Source organism: Micromonospora sp. WMMD558 (assembly GCF_049315255.1).
Classification (GTDB): Bacteria; Actinomycetota; Actinomycetes; order Mycobacteriales; family Micromonosporaceae; genus Micromonospora.
Genome location: NZ_CP186061.1, coordinates 2,098,314 through 2,112,739 on the forward strand (window position 1 = coordinate 2,098,314; position 14,426 = coordinate 2,112,739).

The 14,426-nt window shown below is 73.5% G+C and carries 19 protein-coding genes; 13 read left to right on the forward strand and 6 right to left on the reverse strand.

Going from position 1 to position 14,426, the window contains the following annotated elements; all coding sequences use genetic code 11:
• Positions 1–80: 80 nt before the first annotated feature.
• Both ACN26Y_RS10240 and ACN26Y_RS10245 read left to right on the forward strand, forming a co-directional pair.
• Positions 81–923 carry a 3-keto-5-aminohexanoate cleavage protein gene (locus ACN26Y_RS10240; protein WP_155330069.1) on the forward strand — a complete coding sequence of 281 codons (843 nt, stop codon included), beginning with the start codon at positions 81–83 and terminating at the stop codon, positions 921–923.
• Between the two features lie 93 nt (positions 924–1,016).
• A complete protein-coding gene (locus tag ACN26Y_RS10245) occupies positions 1,017–1,976 on the forward strand; it encodes an asparaginase (RefSeq protein ID WP_155330070.1) in 960 nt (319 codons plus the stop codon).
• Between the two features lie 161 nt (positions 1,977–2,137).
• On the opposite strand, the gene ACN26Y_RS10250 is transcribed toward ACN26Y_RS10245, so the two are convergent.
• Positions 2,138–2,935 carry an alpha/beta fold hydrolase gene (locus ACN26Y_RS10250; protein WP_155330071.1) on the reverse strand — a complete coding sequence of 266 codons (798 nt, stop codon included), beginning with the start codon at positions 2,933–2,935 and terminating at the stop codon, positions 2,138–2,140.
• Between the two features lie 113 nt (positions 2,936–3,048).
• Here ACN26Y_RS10250 and ACN26Y_RS10255 point away from each other — a divergent pair, with 113 nt between their 5' ends.
• The 6 genes from ACN26Y_RS10255 to ACN26Y_RS10280 all read left to right on the forward strand — a co-directional run bounded on the left by ACN26Y_RS10255 (position 3,049) and on the right by ACN26Y_RS10280 (position 7,961).
• Positions 3,049–3,660 carry a helix-turn-helix domain-containing protein gene (locus ACN26Y_RS10255; protein ID WP_155330072.1) on the forward strand — a complete coding sequence of 204 codons (612 nt, stop codon included), beginning with the start codon at positions 3,049–3,051 and terminating at the stop codon, positions 3,658–3,660.
• A complete protein-coding gene (locus ACN26Y_RS10260; RefSeq protein WP_155330073.1) occupies positions 3,657–4,346 on the forward strand; it encodes a hypothetical protein in 690 nt (229 codons plus the stop codon). Before ACN26Y_RS10255 ends, ACN26Y_RS10260 begins: the two co-directional genes overlap by 4 nt.
• A 69-nt stretch (positions 4,347–4,415) precedes the next feature.
• Positions 4,416–4,730, forward strand: a complete 315-nt coding sequence (locus ACN26Y_RS10265; RefSeq protein ID WP_155330074.1) for a DUF2516 family protein — start codon at positions 4,416–4,418, stop codon at positions 4,728–4,730.
• Positions 4,727–5,614 carry an alpha/beta fold hydrolase gene (locus tag ACN26Y_RS10270; protein WP_155330075.1) on the forward strand — a complete coding sequence of 296 codons (888 nt, stop codon included), beginning with the start codon at positions 4,727–4,729 and terminating at the stop codon, positions 5,612–5,614. The genes ACN26Y_RS10265 and ACN26Y_RS10270 overlap by 4 nt, the downstream gene beginning before the upstream one ends.
• Positions 5,615–5,625: 11 nt before the next feature.
• Positions 5,626–6,363 carry an alanyl-tRNA editing protein gene (locus ACN26Y_RS10275; RefSeq protein ID WP_422734651.1) on the forward strand — a complete coding sequence of 246 codons (738 nt, stop codon included), beginning with the start codon at positions 5,626–5,628 and terminating at the stop codon, positions 6,361–6,363.
• A 122-nt stretch (positions 6,364–6,485) separates the two neighbouring features.
• A complete protein-coding gene (locus ACN26Y_RS10280) occupies positions 6,486–7,961 on the forward strand; it encodes a PhoX family protein (RefSeq protein ID WP_155330077.1) in 1,476 nt (491 codons plus the stop codon).
• Positions 7,962–8,003: 42 nt separating this feature from the next.
• Here the strand turns inward: ACN26Y_RS10280 and ACN26Y_RS10285 are convergent, their stop codons facing one another.
• Positions 8,004–8,696, reverse strand: coding sequence for a nucleotidyltransferase domain-containing protein (locus ACN26Y_RS10285; RefSeq protein ID WP_155330078.1), 693 nt, complete (start codon positions 8,694–8,696; stop codon positions 8,004–8,006).
• Between the two features lie 76 nt (positions 8,697–8,772).
• Here ACN26Y_RS10285 and ACN26Y_RS10290 point away from each other — a divergent pair, with 76 nt between their 5' ends.
• Entirely contained in the window at positions 8,773–9,693 is a 921-nt protein-coding gene (locus tag ACN26Y_RS10290) for an SDR family oxidoreductase (protein ID WP_155330079.1), read from the forward strand.
• Positions 9,694–9,717: 24 nt separating this feature from the next.
• On the opposite strand, the gene ACN26Y_RS10295 is transcribed toward ACN26Y_RS10290, so the two are convergent.
• Positions 9,718–10,716, reverse strand: coding sequence for a helix-turn-helix transcriptional regulator (locus ACN26Y_RS10295; RefSeq protein ID WP_422734652.1), 999 nt, complete (start codon positions 10,714–10,716; stop codon positions 9,718–9,720).
• Positions 10,717–10,826: 110 nt separating this feature from the next.
• Here ACN26Y_RS10295 and ACN26Y_RS10300 point away from each other — a divergent pair, with 110 nt between their 5' ends.
• Positions 10,827–11,618 carry an EI24 domain-containing protein gene (locus tag ACN26Y_RS10300; protein WP_155330081.1) on the forward strand — a complete coding sequence of 264 codons (792 nt, stop codon included), beginning with the start codon at positions 10,827–10,829 and terminating at the stop codon, positions 11,616–11,618.
• 1 nt (position 11,619) lies between these two features.
• Positions 11,620–12,135, forward strand: a complete 516-nt coding sequence (locus ACN26Y_RS10305) for an O-acetyl-ADP-ribose deacetylase (protein ID WP_155330082.1) — start codon at positions 11,620–11,622, stop codon at positions 12,133–12,135.
• A gap of 6 nt (positions 12,136–12,141) precedes the next feature.
• On the opposite strand, the gene ACN26Y_RS10310 is transcribed toward ACN26Y_RS10305, so the two are convergent.
• Entirely contained in the window at positions 12,142–12,336 is a 195-nt protein-coding gene (locus tag ACN26Y_RS10310) for a helix-turn-helix transcriptional regulator (RefSeq protein WP_422734653.1), read from the reverse strand.
• A gap of 231 nt (positions 12,337–12,567) precedes the next feature.
• Between ACN26Y_RS10310 and ACN26Y_RS10315 the strand changes: the two genes are divergently transcribed.
• Both ACN26Y_RS10315 and ACN26Y_RS10320 read left to right on the forward strand, forming a co-directional pair.
• On the forward strand, positions 12,568–12,807 hold the full coding sequence (locus ACN26Y_RS10315; RefSeq protein ID WP_155330084.1) for a hypothetical protein: 240 nt from the start codon (positions 12,568–12,570) through the stop codon (positions 12,805–12,807).
• Positions 12,804–13,049 carry a flavin reductase gene (locus ACN26Y_RS10320; protein WP_155330085.1) on the forward strand — a complete coding sequence of 82 codons (246 nt, stop codon included), beginning with the start codon at positions 12,804–12,806 and terminating at the stop codon, positions 13,047–13,049. Before ACN26Y_RS10315 ends, ACN26Y_RS10320 begins: the two co-directional genes overlap by 4 nt.
• 1 nt (position 13,050) lies before the next feature.
• Here ACN26Y_RS10320 and ACN26Y_RS10325 read toward each other — a convergent pair whose 3' ends face one another.
• On the reverse strand, positions 13,051–13,944 hold the full coding sequence (locus tag ACN26Y_RS10325; protein WP_155330086.1) for a GNAT family N-acetyltransferase: 894 nt from the start codon (positions 13,942–13,944) through the stop codon (positions 13,051–13,053).
• On the reverse strand, positions 13,945–14,346 hold the full coding sequence (locus ACN26Y_RS10330; RefSeq protein ID WP_155330087.1) for a RidA family protein: 402 nt from the start codon (positions 14,344–14,346) through the stop codon (positions 13,945–13,947).
• Positions 14,347–14,426: the final 80 nt, after the last annotated feature.

The following is a 14,426-nucleotide window of genomic DNA, read 5'->3' on the forward strand; positions in this document are numbered from 1 at the left end:
GGAAGGGCCCCTTCCTAACGCTCATTACGCCGGAAAACTTCCTGTCGACCGGCACCGGGGCCGCCGTCTAGGATCCGGGCATGACGACAGGTACGTTGATCACGGTTGCCCCGACCGGCGCGGAGTCGGCCAAGGCGGAGGTGCCGGCGCTGCCGGTGACCCTCGACGAGCTGCTGCTGACCGCCAAGGAGTGCGAGGCGCTCGGCGCCGCCGTGATCCACGTCCACATCCGGGACGACGCGGCGAAGCCGACCCTCGACCAGGGCCGACTGCGTGACACCGTGGCGGCTCTGCGGGACAGCACCGATCTCGTCGTGCAGCTCTCCTCCGGGGGTGCGGTGACCGACCCGGAGGCCGACCGGCTCGCCGTCCTCGACGCCGGCCCGGACATGGCCTCCTGCACGATGGGCACGGTCAACTTCGGCGACGACGTCTTCCTGAACCGGTGGGAGTTCATCGTCGAACTGCACACCCGGATGCAGGCGCGGGGGATCGTCCCCGAGTACGAGATCTTCGACCTCGGGCACCTCACCGCCCTCCAGCGCCTGCTCGGGAAGTACGGCCTGCCGGCCGGCGGGCACGTGCACGTCGACTTCGTCATGGGCGTCCCCGGTGGCATGCCGGGCACCACGGCCACGCTGGTCGCCGCCCAGCAGATGCTGCGCGACCTGCCGGAGGGGACGACGTTCTCGGCGACCGGCATCGGTCGCAGCACGATCCCGGTGCTGCTCGCCTCGCTGTCGGCCGGCGGGCACCTGCGGGTCGGTATGGAGGACACGGTGACGTACGCCAAGGGCCAGCCGGTGGAGTCCAACATGCAGCTCGTCGCGCGCGCGGTCGGCTTCGCCCAGCTTGCCCAGCGCCCGCCGCTCACCACCGCCGAGGCCCGCGGGCTGCTCGGTGTGACCGCGGCCGGCCGGTAAGCGGCGGCGGGACGAGCATCCCTGTACGCCCCCGCGTCGCGTACCTGGTCACCCGCCCGGCGACCGTGATCGGCGGGCGGTACCGTCCACGTCGTGGGAAAGACGTACGAGGGCGGCGTGCCGCTCGCCGAGGTGGTCCGGTCCGGGTTCGTGGAGGGCGTGCACCGGGGGTCGGTGGTGGTGCTGGACGCCGCCGGGGGGCCGGTGGCCGCCGCCGGGGACGTGACCTCTCCGGTGTTCCCCCGCTCGTCGAACAAGCCGATGCAGGCGGTCGGCATGGTCCGCGCCGGTCTGCCGTTGACCGACCCGGCCGACCTGGCCCTCGTCTCGGCCAGTCACGCGGGCGAGGAGTTCCACCTCGCCCGGGTCGGCGCGCTGCTGGCGCGGGCCGGGCTCGACGAGTCGGCACTGCACTGCCCGCCGGACCTGCCGGTCGGCGACGACGCCCGTGCCGCCGTGCTGCGGGCCGGCGGTGGCCCCACGCGTACGCAGATGAACTGCTCCGGCAAGCACAGCGGGATGCTGTTGACCTGCCGGGCCGCGGGGTGGCCGCTGGAGGGCTACTGGCGGCCTGAGCACCCGCTCCAGCAGCGGCTGCGGGAGGCGGTCGAGGAGTTCACCGGCGAGCCGGTGGCGGCGACCGGTGTGGACGGGTGCGGCGCCCCGGTGCTCGCCGTGTCGTTGACCGGCCTCGCGACGGCGTACCTCCGGCTGGTCTGCGCCGAGCCCGGGTCGGTGCCCCGTGTGGTGGCCGATGCGATGCGGACCCACCCCGAGATCGTGGGCGGTACGCAGGCCGACGACACCCGGCTGATGCGCGGGGTGCCGGGGCTGCTCGCCAAGGTCGGTGCCGAGGGCGTCATCGCGGCGGCGGTGCCCGGCGTCGGGGCGGTGGCACTCAAGATCGACGACGGTGCCGGCCGCGCCCGGATGCCCGTGCTGGTCTCCGCGCTGCGCCGGCTCGGGGTCGCCGCGCCGGTACTGGAGGAGTTCGCCGAGGTACCCCTGTTCGGCGGCGGCCTCCCGGTCGGCTCCACCCGCCCCGTCTGGTAACCCCCCCGGCCCCCCGCCCCCCCCGGCCCCCGCCGGCCCCTGCGTCGATCATGAAGGTGGCGGGTGGTCCGGCGATCAACTCACCCGCCAGCTTCATGATCAACAGGCGATAGGTGGCGCCAACGGGCGATAGCAACGGGTGGTGGGTGGGCCCGGGGTGGTCAGGGGAGGAAGTCGAGCAGGGCGGCCGTCACCGGGGTCGGGCGCTCGAGCGGGAGCAGGTGGGCGGCGTCCGGCACGTCCGGTAGGCGGATCGCCCGGGGTGCCTCGGCGGCGATCCGGTCGGCCAGTCGGCTGATGTCAGGGACGTCGTCCGCCCCGGCGGTGACCAGGACGGGCATCCGCAGTTCGGCGAGGCGGCCGATGGCGGGCGGGTCGAGGTCGGCGACGTCCACCGCGCTGAGCGCCTGCTCGGCGGCGAGGGCCCGCAGGTCCATCTGGTGCGCGAGGGCGATCAGGTCCGGGTCGACGTCCTCCGGGCGGCGACCGGGGCCGACCACCCAGAACCGCACCTCGGCGGCGGCGTTGGCGGGGAGGTCGTCGTCGTCCAGGTCGCCGATCAGGATGTCCCACAGGTCGTCTGCCTCGGCGGACCACTCGTTGCCGGAGACCGCCGTCCCGAGCAGGGCCAACGCCGTCACCCGGTCCGGGTGGGCGAGGGCGGTGTCGATCGCCACCGCGCCACCGAACGAGCAGCCCACCAGGGCGGCGCGCTCGACGCCCAGTGCGTCCAGCAGCCCCACGACGTCGTCGTGGTGGGCGAAGGGCGCGGGCGGCAGTTCCGACTCGCCGTAACCGCGCAGGTCGAGTGCGATCACCCGATGCCGGGACGCCAGCGCGTCGACCTGCGCCCGCCACATCCGGCGGTCGGCGATTCCGGCGTGCAACAGGACGACGGGCGTGCCATCGCCGGCGACGTCGTACGCGAGTCGTGCCCCGTTAACCATGATCTCAGCCATCGCGGGCACGGTAGGGATCCGGACGGCGGGGGCGCAAGGGGATTGCTGAGACGCTGCTAACTCTGGCTAGCGTTCCGCTTGCAGGAGCTAGCACTGGGAGATAACGTCGAGGTATGGCTACTGGTAAAGACCTTCCCGACGTCGGCGGGTTCATTCGTGACCTGCGCCGGAACGCGAAGATCTCGCTCCGGCAGCTCGCCGAGCAGGCGGGGGTCAGCAACCCGTACCTGAGTCAGATCGAGCGTGGGCTGCGCAAGCCCAGCGCCGAGGTGCTCCAGCAGCTCGCCAGCGCGTTGCGGGTGTCGACGCCGGCGATGTACCTGCGGGCCGGGCTGCTGGACGACAAGGAGGGGCAGGGGGTCCTGGCGGCGATCGCCGTCGACCCGGACCTCACCATGGCGCAGAAGCAGTCGCTCACGCAGATCTACGAGACGTTCCGCCGGGAGAACGCGCGGCTCGCCGAGGCGACCGCGGCCGCCGGCGGCGCGACACCGACCACCACCGAGGAGGTGGCGGGCCCCGCGACGCCGCCCGGATCGGCTCCGGACCTGGCCAACGCCGCCGCCACCGGGCCGACGACACCGGAGGGCACGCCCACCGAGGCGGTCATCGAATCGGTCGCCGTCACGGAGTCCGGCTCCGCACCCGCCCCGACCCCCGCGAAGAAGGCCGTCCGCCGGGCGGCCCCGAAGGCCGCCGGTGCGGCCGAGGAGGAGAAGTCATGACCACCCAGCCGAAGACCAACCGCATCCCGGCCCCGCTCTACGCCGCCGCCGGCGCGGGCGAGCTGGCGTACCAGCAGCTGCGCAAGCTTCCCGCCGTGGTGGGCGGCCTGGGCACCCGGGTCGTCGCCGACCTCGGCGGCAAGGCCGTCGTCACCGGCGTCGAGCTGCGGCAGAAGGCCGACGAGACGCTGCGTACCGCGACGGTGACCGCCGAGGGCCTGCGCCAGAAGGCCACCACCGACCTGGACCTCAGCCGGCTCCGCGAGGCCGCCGACCTCAAGCGCGTCCGCGAGGCGGCCGACCTCAACCGGCTCCGTGAGGTGGCCGACCTCGACAAGCTGCGCGAGGTCGCCGTCCGCAACGCCGCCGTCGTGGTCGCCGGCGCGCACGCCGCGCAGGAGCGGGCGCTCGCCGCGTACGGTGCGCTGGTCGCCCGTGGTGAGCGGGTCGTCGGCGCCGGCGTGCTGGAGGCCGCCGAGACCGTGAACGCCGACATCGACGCCACCGAGGGTGCGACCGCCGCGCCGGCCGCCGCCGAGGTGCCGACCCCGGCCGAGGTCGCCGAGGTGGCCGAGGCCAAGCCGGCCGCCGTGAAGAAGCGGGCCACCAGGGCCACCGCCAAGCCGGCCACCCCGTCGGCGAAGCTGCCGCGCGCCACGAAGCGGACCCGCCCGGCCGCCGAGTGACCTGCCGGAGAAGTGACCCGGGTACGTCCTGTCGGACGTACCCGGGGTCACCGGCATAAGCTTGCCGTCATGGCCACTGCCACGCCGATCTTCGCCTTCGCCGTCCGTGACGTGATCGAGCTGATCCTGCTCGTCTTCGCGCTGATCGTCCAGGGTGTAGCCCTGGTGCACGCCATCACGCAACGGTCCGACGGGTTCACCGCGATCGGCACCCTGCCCAAGGGTGGCTGGGTCGCGATCCTCGCTGTCTGCCTCGTGCTGACCCTGCTCGGCTTCGGCCCGATCAGCCTCTTCGGACTGATCGGCATCGCCGCCGGGCTCATCTACCTGCTCGACGTTCGGGTCGGCCTGCGCGACCTCAGCGACGGCCGAGGATCCTGGTGAGGGGTTTCCGCTGGCCCCCACCGCCGGACGGCGGTCCCCGCACCTGGGGCCCCGGCCCGGGAGCTCCCCGCACCGGCCGTCCGGCCCTGCCCGAGCCGGAGACGGACCTGGTCACCACCCCGCACGGCGTACGCCTGGAACAGCTGGTCACCGGCGCCGGTGACCCGGTCACGGTGTTCGCGCACGGGCTGGGCAACGGCATCGCGACCACCCGACCGTTCGGCAGCGGCGTGGCCGGCCGCAAGATCTTCTTCCAGTTCCGCGGTCACGGCCGCTCCGACGCGCCGGCCGGCCCGTGGAGCTACACCGACCTCGCCCGCGACCTGCGCGCGGTCGCCGACCTCGGCGGCGCCACCCGGGCGTTCGGCGCGAGTCTGGGCGCCGGTGCGCTCAGCCGCCTGCTCATCGAGAGCCCGCACCGGTTCGAGCGGCTGGTCTTCTTCCTGCCGGCGGTGCTCGACCGGCCGCGCGGCGAGGTGGCCCGGGAACGGCTCACCGCGTTGCTCGACGCGGTCGAGAGCGGCGACGCGGCCACGGTCGCGGACGTCGTGCAGGTGGAGCTGCCGCCGGCTGTGCGGAACACGCCCGCCGGCTGGGCGTACCTGCGGCAGCGCCTCGACCAGCTGCTGCGGGACGGTCTCGCGCCGGGCCTGGCCAGCCTGCCCGACTCGGTGCCGTTGCGGGACGCCGGTGCGCTGGCCGCGGTGACCGCGCCGGCCCTCGTGATCGGGTGCGCGGGCGACGACCTGCACCCGGTCGAGGTCGCCGAGCAGCTCGCGGCGGCGCTTCCCCGGGCCACCCTGCACGTGTACGACCGGCCGGGCGTCCTCTGGACCGACCGCGCCGACCTGCGGGAGCGCGTGTCGGGCTTCCTCAACGAGTAGCCTGCGGTGGCATGGGAGTCACACACCACGGCCGTACGCACCGGCTCGACCTCGCCGACCCGACCCTGCGGGAGTGGGAGTGCACCGTCCTGCTCGCCGACCCCGAGCAGGGCATCGTGCTCGACCGCTCGGCCTTCTACCCGGGCGGTGGCGGGCAGCCGCCGGACCACGGCGTCCTGCTCTGGCAGGGCGTGCAGACCCGCATCGTCGGCACCCGCAAGGGCGACGACCTCTACCTGATCCCGGCCGAGGGTGACCCGTTGCCGCCGCCCGGCACGACCGTCACCGGCGCCGTCGAGGACGAGCGGCGCACCCGGCTGATGCGCACCCACTCCGGCCTGCACGTGCTCTGCGGCGTGGTCTTCCGCGACTTCGGCGCGCTCGTCACCGGCGGGAACATGGAAGCGGGGGAAGCCCGGATGGACTTCAACCTCCCCGAGGTGCCGCCGGACTTCAAGGCCCGCATCGAGGAACTGGTCAACGCCGAGGTCGCCGCGGACCGGGCGGTGGCCGTCCGGGTGCTGCCCCGGGCCGAGGCCCTCGTCCTGCCGGACATCATCCGCACCCAGTCCAACCTGATCCCGCCGGACGAGCAGGAGGTGCGGATCGTCGACATCGTCGGGCTGGACGTGCAGGCCGACGGCGGCACCCACGTGGCCTCCACCGCGCAGATCGGCAAGGTCCAGGTGGTCAAGGTGGAGAGCAAGGGCCGCGCGAACCGCCGGGTCCGCGTCCGGCTGGTCGACTGAGGACGTACGCGTAATGGCGATCTTGTCGAAAGGTTGCCATCAGGTGAACAGGTGGCGAGGATCTCCGAAGGATCGGTCCCCGGCCTCGCCGGCCGGGGCCCCGGCGACAAAGGAGTCCCCCGATGCCTGATCTTGACCGGCGTACGTTGCTGCGCGGCGCGGCCGCCGCGGCGGGCGGCGCCGTCCTCGGCGGTCCGTTCCTCGGGTTCGTGGCGCGTGGCGAGGCCGGCGCGGTCGGCCGGCGTCCGGCACCCGACCCGGTTCTCGGGCCGGTGCCGGACCTGCGCGACGGCACGGTCCGCCTGCACCTGCCCGAGGGCTTCCAGTACCGGTCGTTCCACGACACCGAGTTCCCGGTGGTCCTCGACGACGGCACCCGGCTGCCGGGCCGCCACGACGGCATGGGCGCGTTCCGTGGCCGTGGCGGCACGGTCCGGCTGGTCCGCAACCACGAGGTGAACAACCCCGGCCCCGCCTTCGGCGACGCGTCCACCGCGTACGACCCGATGGCGCAGGGCGGCACCACCACGACCGAGGTGACCCGGTACGGCGAGGTCCGCCGCTCCTGGACCAGCCTGAACGGCACGATGATGAACTGCTCCGGCGGCGTCATGCCCTGGGGCAGTTGGATCACCTGCGAGGAGACGGTCAACGGGCCGGACGTCGGCCCGGACTTCACCGGCACCTCCAACGTGCCGCTCACCCAACCGCACGGCTTCATCTACGAGGTACCCGTCGACGGGCGGTCGGACGGACAGCCGATCACCGCCGCCGGCCGTTTCGCCCACGAGTCGGTGGCGTACGACCCGCGGGGCGGGCACCTGTACCTCACCGAGGACAACTTCGGCTTCCCCTCCGGCTTCTACCGCTACACCCCGCCCCGGCACCCGAGGTCGTGCGGGCGGCTGATGGACGGTGGCCGCCTCCAGATGCTCGCGGTGCGCGGTCGACCCAACCTGGACCTCGCCGCGGCGCAGCCGCGGCACGCCGCGTACCGGGTGGAGTGGGTCGACATCGACGACCCGGCACCCCGGTTCCCGTACACGCCGGGCGAGGTCGCGCCCACCACCAACGAGCAGGCGCTGACGTACGTCTCCCGGCAGGGCTGGGAACGGGGCGCCGCCTACTTCTCCCGGCTGGAGGGGTCGGCGTACGACGACGGCGTCGTGTACTTCACCGCCACCCAGGGCGGTGGCCCCGCCGAGACCTCGACCGGCCCGATCGCCGACGGGTACGGCAACGGGCACGGCCAAGTGTGGGCGTACCACTGCCGGTCGCAGGTGCTGCGGCTGGTGTACGAGTCGCCCGGGCCGGACGTGCTGGACTTCCCGGACAACGTGACCACCAGCCCGCGCGGCACCCTGGTGGTCTGCGAGGACAACGTGAACGACAACTACCTGCGCGGGCTCACGCCCCGTGGCGAGTTGTTCGACATCGCGCTGAACCGGCTGGTCAGCAGCACCGGCGCGGACCGGTCCAACGACGAGTTCGCCGGCTCCACGTTCAGCCCGGACGGGCACACCCTGTTCGTCAACATCCAGGCGAGCCGGGGCATGACGTTCGCGATCTGGGGCCCCTGGCACCGGATCGGGGTCTGAACCACCGGTCGTGGGGGTGGCGGTTCCACCCCCACGACCGGGTCAGCCGCGCAGTTCGGCGGGCAGGTGGGCGGCGCGGACGTCGAGCAGCCAGCGCTCCACGGTCGCCTCGTCCGGGCGGTCCGGCAGCGGCGTCCGGATGCCGTCGAAGTCGCGTTCCGCCTCCGCCAGCAGCGCCCGGGCCGCCTCGATGTCACCGCCGGCCACCCGCTCGCCGAAGGACCGGTACCACTGTGGATCCGCGAGCCGGATCTCCAGCACGGCGGTGGCGTAGAGATGCCGGCCCTGGTGCACCAGCCGGGCCAGGTGCCGGGCGTGCTTCGCGGTGCGCCGCCGCACGTCGGACGAGAACGTCCCGTCGCCGCGCGACTCCAGCTTGCGGAACTGCCGGGACGCGTACCCGAGGAAGGCGTCGCGGACCCGCGGCGCGGACAGGAACGCCGACCGGATCGCGATGAGCCGCTCGCCGAACTCCGTCCGCGTCTCGTAGCAGTCGTCGGGCAGCCACATCAGCTCGGTGGCGGTCGGGTTGCCGCTGAGCGCCAGCTTTGCGTACTTCCCGCATTCGTGCAGGGTGACGTCCGGGTGGGTGGTGACCACGGACTCCTTCGGCGGGTGCAGGCCGTGGAACGCGACGGTGGGCGCGGCGAACACGCCGATCCGGTCGACGTCGGAGCCCGGCCCGGCCAGCCCGTACGCGACCGAGCCGACGATCCCGGAGAGCAGCAGGTGCATCCGGCGAGCATGCCGCACGACACCCGGTCACGAAACCGGACTTCGGATGTCAGGTTTTCCTGACAGGGTCGGACGCATGACGACGAAACCGCTGACAGGGAAGGTCGCGCTGGTCGCCGGCGCGACCCGGGGCGCCGGCCGGCAGATCGCCGTGCAGCTCGGCGCCGCCGGCGCGACCGTGTACGCCACCGGCCGCAGCAGCCGCACCACCGGCCGCTCGGAGATGGACCGCCCGGAGACCATCGAGGAGACCGCCGAGCTGGTGACCGCCGCCGGCGGCACCGGCATCGGCGTACGGGTGGACCACCTGGTCCCCGACGAGGTCCGCGCGCTGGTCGAGCGGATCGACGCCGAACAGGGCCGGCTCGACGTGCTGGTCAACGACGTCTGGGGCGCCGACCCGCTGATCACCTGGGAGAAGCCGGTCTGGGAGCAGCCGCTCGACGACGGCTTCCGGGCCCTGCGGCTCGCCGTGGACACGCACATCATCACCAGCCACTTCGCGCTCCCGCTGCTGATCCGCCGCCCGGGCGGGCTGGTCGTCGAGATGGGTGACGGCACGAAGGCGTTCAACGAGGACCGGTACCGGTTGTCGGTCTTCTACGACCTGGCCAAGGTCTCGGTGACCCGGCTGGCGTTCGCCTGGGGGCACGAGCTGAAGCCGCACGGCGGCACGGCCGTCGCACTGACCCCGGGGTGGATCCGGTCCGAGGCGATGCTGGAGCACTTCGGCGTCACCGAGGAGAACTGGCGGGACGGCGCCGCCAAGGACCCGCATTTCCTCATCTCGGAGACCCCGGCCTTCGTCGGGCGCGCGGTCGCCGCGCTGGCCGCCGACGAGGACCGGGCCCGCTGGAACCAGGCCTCTGTCTCGGCCGGGGAGCTGTCCCAGGTGTACGGGTTCACCGACGTCGACGGCAGCCGGCCGGACGCCTACCGCTACATCGCAGAGGTGGTCGAGAGGGACCGGCCGGCGGACGTGACCGGCTACCGCTGACCGGTGCGTGCGGGCGGCCCGGCGTCACCCCGGGCCGCCCGCGTCGCCGGCCTCGTCCGCGTAGAGCGCCGCGCTGCGCCGGGCGGCGTCGGCCAGCCACGCCCGCAGCTCGGGCGGATCGAGCACCTCCACCTCCGGTCCCATCCCGAGCAACTGGGTGTACGCGACCTGGGGCGACTCGACGGGCAGCCGGGTCACCACCCACCCCTGCCCGTCGGGCTCGCCGGCGGCGGCGAGCGCCTCGTCGTACCCGAAGGGAGCGTCGGCGAGGAAGCGGAGCCGGCGCAGGCCGGCGGGGCTCAACCGGATCGTCACCTCGGCCCGGAGCATGCTCCGCAGGAACGCCTCGGCCTGCTCCCGCCAGTACGCGGCCAGGTCGAAGCCGGCGTCCCGGTCGAAGGTCCCCGCGCCCACCTCGACGTGGCTGACCCGGTCCACCCGGTACGTGCGGTACGCGTCACCGACCCGGCCGACCAGATACCAGACGCCGCTCTTGAGGACCAGCCCGTACGGGTGCGCCTCCCGCTCGACTTCCCGGTCGCCGCGCCGGTAGCGCAGCCGGACCGCCCGGTCCCGCCAGACCGCGCCGGCCAGCTCGCTCAACCAGGGCGGCGGCCCGGCCTCGCGGAACCAGCCCGGCACGTCCAGGTGGAACCGCTGCCCGGTGCGGACCGGCGCGTCGCGCAGGCTCGGCGGCAGCGCGGCGAGCACCTTCAGCTCGGCGGACGCCACCGCGTCGGCCAGCCCCATGTCGCCGGCCGGTCCCGGCAGCCCGGCCAGGAAGAGCGCCTCCGCCTCGTCCCGGGTCAGCCCGGTCAGCCGGGTCCGGTAGCCGCCCAGCAGCCGGTAGCCGCCCGCGCGACCCCGGTCGGCGTAGACCGGCACCCCGGCGGCGGACAGCGCCAGCACGTCGCGGTAGACGGTGCGCTCGGAGACCTCCAGCTCGCGCGCCAGCTCCGCCGCCGTCATCGTCTCCCGCGACTGCAGCAGCAACACCAACGAGATCAACCGCGCCGCCCGCACCCGCCCATTGTGTAAGGAAGGGCACCCTGTTAACGCCTCCGGTAGAGGAAGGGACCCCTGTTAACAGGTGGACGGCTTCCGTGCGCCGGCGGGCGCTAGGCTCGGCGACCGTGAGCACACCCCGTGATCTCGGCGCCCCCGTGACCGGGGCCGCCGGTCGGTTCCTCGCCGGCGTCGGGCTGTTCCTGCGCGGGCTCGGCCTGTACGTCCGCAGCCCCGGCCTGATGCTGCTCGGCGTCGTGCCGGCGCTGATCTCCGGGGCGCTCTTCGTCACCGCGTTCGCCACGCTGGTGTACTTCGTGGACGACCTGGCGGCGCTCATCACGCCGTTCGCCGACGGTTGGTCGACCACCTGGCGCAGCCTGGTCCGGGTGGCGGCCGGCCTGGCCCTGCTCGGGTTGGGTGGCCTGCTCGCGGTGGTCGCCTTCACCGCCGTCACCCTGGTCATCGGCGACCCGTTCTACGAGAAGATCTCCGAGCGGGTGGAGGAGCGCCTCGGCGGTACGCCGAACGCCGTCGACGTGCCGTTCTGGTCGTCGCTGCGCCGCAGCGTCGTCGACTCGCTGCGGCTGGTCGGGCTGTCGGTGCTGTTCGGCGTACCCCTGTTCGCCGCCGGCTTCATCCCGGTGGTGGGCCAGACCGTGGTGCCGGTGCTCGGCGCGGCGGTCGGCGGCTGGCTGCTCGCGATGGAGCTGACCGGCGCGCCGTTCCAGCGGCGCGGCAAGCGGCTGCCGGACCGCCGCGCCGCCCTGCGGGCGGACCGGCCGACCGTCCTCGGCTTCGGGACTGCGGTCTTCGTCTGCTTCCTGATCCCGCTCGGCGCGGTGCTGCTCATGCCGGCCGCCGTCGCCGGCGCGACGCTGCTGGCCCGACGTGTGCTCGGCCAGCCGACGGAGGGCTGACATGGAGATCACCCTGGTCGAGGGCGACATCACCGCCCAGCGGGTGAACGTGATCGTCAACGCCGCCAACTCGTCGCTGCTGGGCGGTGGGGGAGTGGACGGCGCGATCCACCGCCGGGGCGGCCCGTCGATCCTGGCCGAGTGCCGGCAACTGCGGGCCACCCGGTACGGGCGCGGGCTGCCGACCGGGCAGGCGGTGGCGACCATCGCCGGTGACCTGCCCGCGCGCTGGGTCGTACACACGGTGGGGCCGGTCTGGTCGGCCACCGAGGACCGCTCGGAACTGCTGCGTAACTGCTACGCGAACAGCCTGCGGGTCGCCGACGAGCTGGGCGCGGCGACCGTCGCGTTCCCGCTGATCTCCGCCGGGGTGTACGGCTGGCCGCTGGAGGACGCGGTGCGCCAGGCGCTGTCGGTGCTGCGGTCCGCCACCCCGGCGCACGTCACCGAGGCGCGGCTGGTCCTGTTCGGCGCGGACACGTACGCCACGGCCCGGCGGGTCACCGACGAGGGCTGATCCGCACTACTGCGTTTCCTCGTCGGCCAGGCGCCGGCCTCGTCGTTCCGCGTACGCGCGCACCTCGGCGGCGTCCCAGATGCGGCCGACCGTCAGGGTGTCGATGGGGGCGGGAAAGTCCGGTCGGTCGACCAGGATCGCGGCGCGCTGGCGGGAGACGCCAAGGTGATCAGCGACCTCTGCTAACGCCATGACCCGCACGGGCGGACCTTCCGGTGACATGGGTAGGCAACTTGCCACCGGAGGGGTTGACTACCTGTCAACAGTGAGTCAACGTGGGCGTATGCCCGTACGCCCTACCTGCAAACCTGTGCCGCTCGCCCCACGCCACCGCCGGACCTGGCGCACGCTGTGGCGTCGCTGTTCGTGTGGCCTCCCGGCCCCGTGCCCTGACCGGTTCGCATCGGTGCCGGTTGAGGGGAGCCGGCGGAGGTGACGTCGATCGCGGTCGGTCGGACGATCCGGGTTCGTGAGGACGCCTACAAGTTCGGCACCGGCACCCTGACCCTGGTCATCACCGAGATCATCAGCAGCCAGGTCATCGACGGCGCGATCTGGGCGCAGCTCAAGGGGCGAGAGGTCCGCCCGGACTGGTCGCTCGCCGTTCGTGAGCGGTACGCCGCCGTACGGCTCGACGCGGTGACGGCGATCGAGCCGGGGAGGGTGGGGTGACCCGCCGCCGCGTGGAGCATCTCCCGTCTCGGCCGACCTGGCGCTGTTCCGCCTGCGGTATCGCCTGGCCCTGCTCACCCGCGAAGCTGCGCCTCCTCGGCGAGTACCGGAACGATCGCACCGCCCTGCTGATCTACCTCGCCACCCTGAAGACAGAGGCCGCCGAACATCTCGTCGAGTTTGGTGGCACCCTGCCGAACAACCTGGCCGACCGCTTCATCTACTGGGCCCGCGCTCGGTAAGTCAGGCCGTCTCGCGGAGGCAGCTCCACTGGGAGGCGACCGGGCGGTAGCCGAGGCGCTCGTTGATCGCCAGCATCGGGGCGTTCGCCTCGTCGTTGCCGGTGTACGCGACGGTCACCCCGTTCGCCGCGGCCCGGTGCAGGGCGGCGATCTTCGCGGCGCTGGCCAGCCCGCGTCCCCGGTGCTCCGGCATGGTGCCGGTGTAGTCCGACCACATCCGCGCGCCGTCCCGCTTGACCAGGCTGATCGCGGCCAGGACGCCGTCGACCTCGACGCCCGTGCTCGCCTCGCGGTCCAGGCCGACGTTGTCCCACGTGTCGGCCCGCCAGTGCTCGTACGTCATGGCGTCGGAGGCGATGTCGTTGGGCTCGTCGGCGGAGGCGGCCAGCTCCACCTCGTACACCCGGCGCGGGTCGACCTCGGCCAGGCAGAGCAGGCGCACCCCGGGGGGAGCGGCGGGCAGCGGCGGCAGCGACCCGAGGTCCAGCGCGGAGAAGCGTTCCTCCCGGCTCGGCGTGAAACCGCGCCGCCGGGCGAACGGCAGCGCCTCCGGCATCGTCCGACCGCGCAGCAGCGGGAGCCGGAGCGGGGCGAGGTGGTCCAGGGCGGTGTCCAGGAGCGCGCCGCCGATGCCGCGTCTCCGGTGCTCGGGATGGACGTGCAGCAGCGAGATCTCGCCCACCGGCCGGCTCGACCCGGCGTTGCGGAACGCCGACACCCAGCCGACGACCTCGCCGTCGACCTCGGCCACGAACGCCGTCCAGTGCTGGTCTCTCGGTGGTTGGGCGATCATCTGCCGGGTCGACGGGACACCGCGCACCAGGAACGGCAGGACGTGGGTGCGCAGCGCGACGACGGCGGGCGCGTCGTCCGGGACGGCGGGGCGGACGCGCACTCAGCCCTCCACCGGTACGGCGGCGACGGCCTCGACCTCGACGAGCTGGTCCGGGTAGCCGAGGACGGCCACGCCGAGCAGGGTGCTGGGCGGGTCGTGGTCGCCGAAGGCGTCCCGGACGACCTGCCAGACCGCCACCAGGTCGGGGCGGTGCGCCGACGCGACGTACACCGTGGTCTTGACGACGTCGGCGAGGCCGGCGCCGGCCGCGGCGAGCGCGGTCTCCAGGTTGGCCATCACCTGCCGTGCCTGGGCGACGTGGTCACCGGGGGCGACGGTACGGCCGTCGGTGTCCAGCGGGCACGCGCCGGCGGTGAAGACGAGGCGCGCCGGCGGCTCGACCGTGGCGACGTAGGCGTACTCGGCACCGGCGAGCGCGGGAACGTGAAGGAGATGGGGCACGGCCCGACGCTAGCCCCGCCCCGGCGGACGCTCGACCCAATTTCGAGGTGTTAACAGGGGGCCCTTCCTCTACCGGAGGC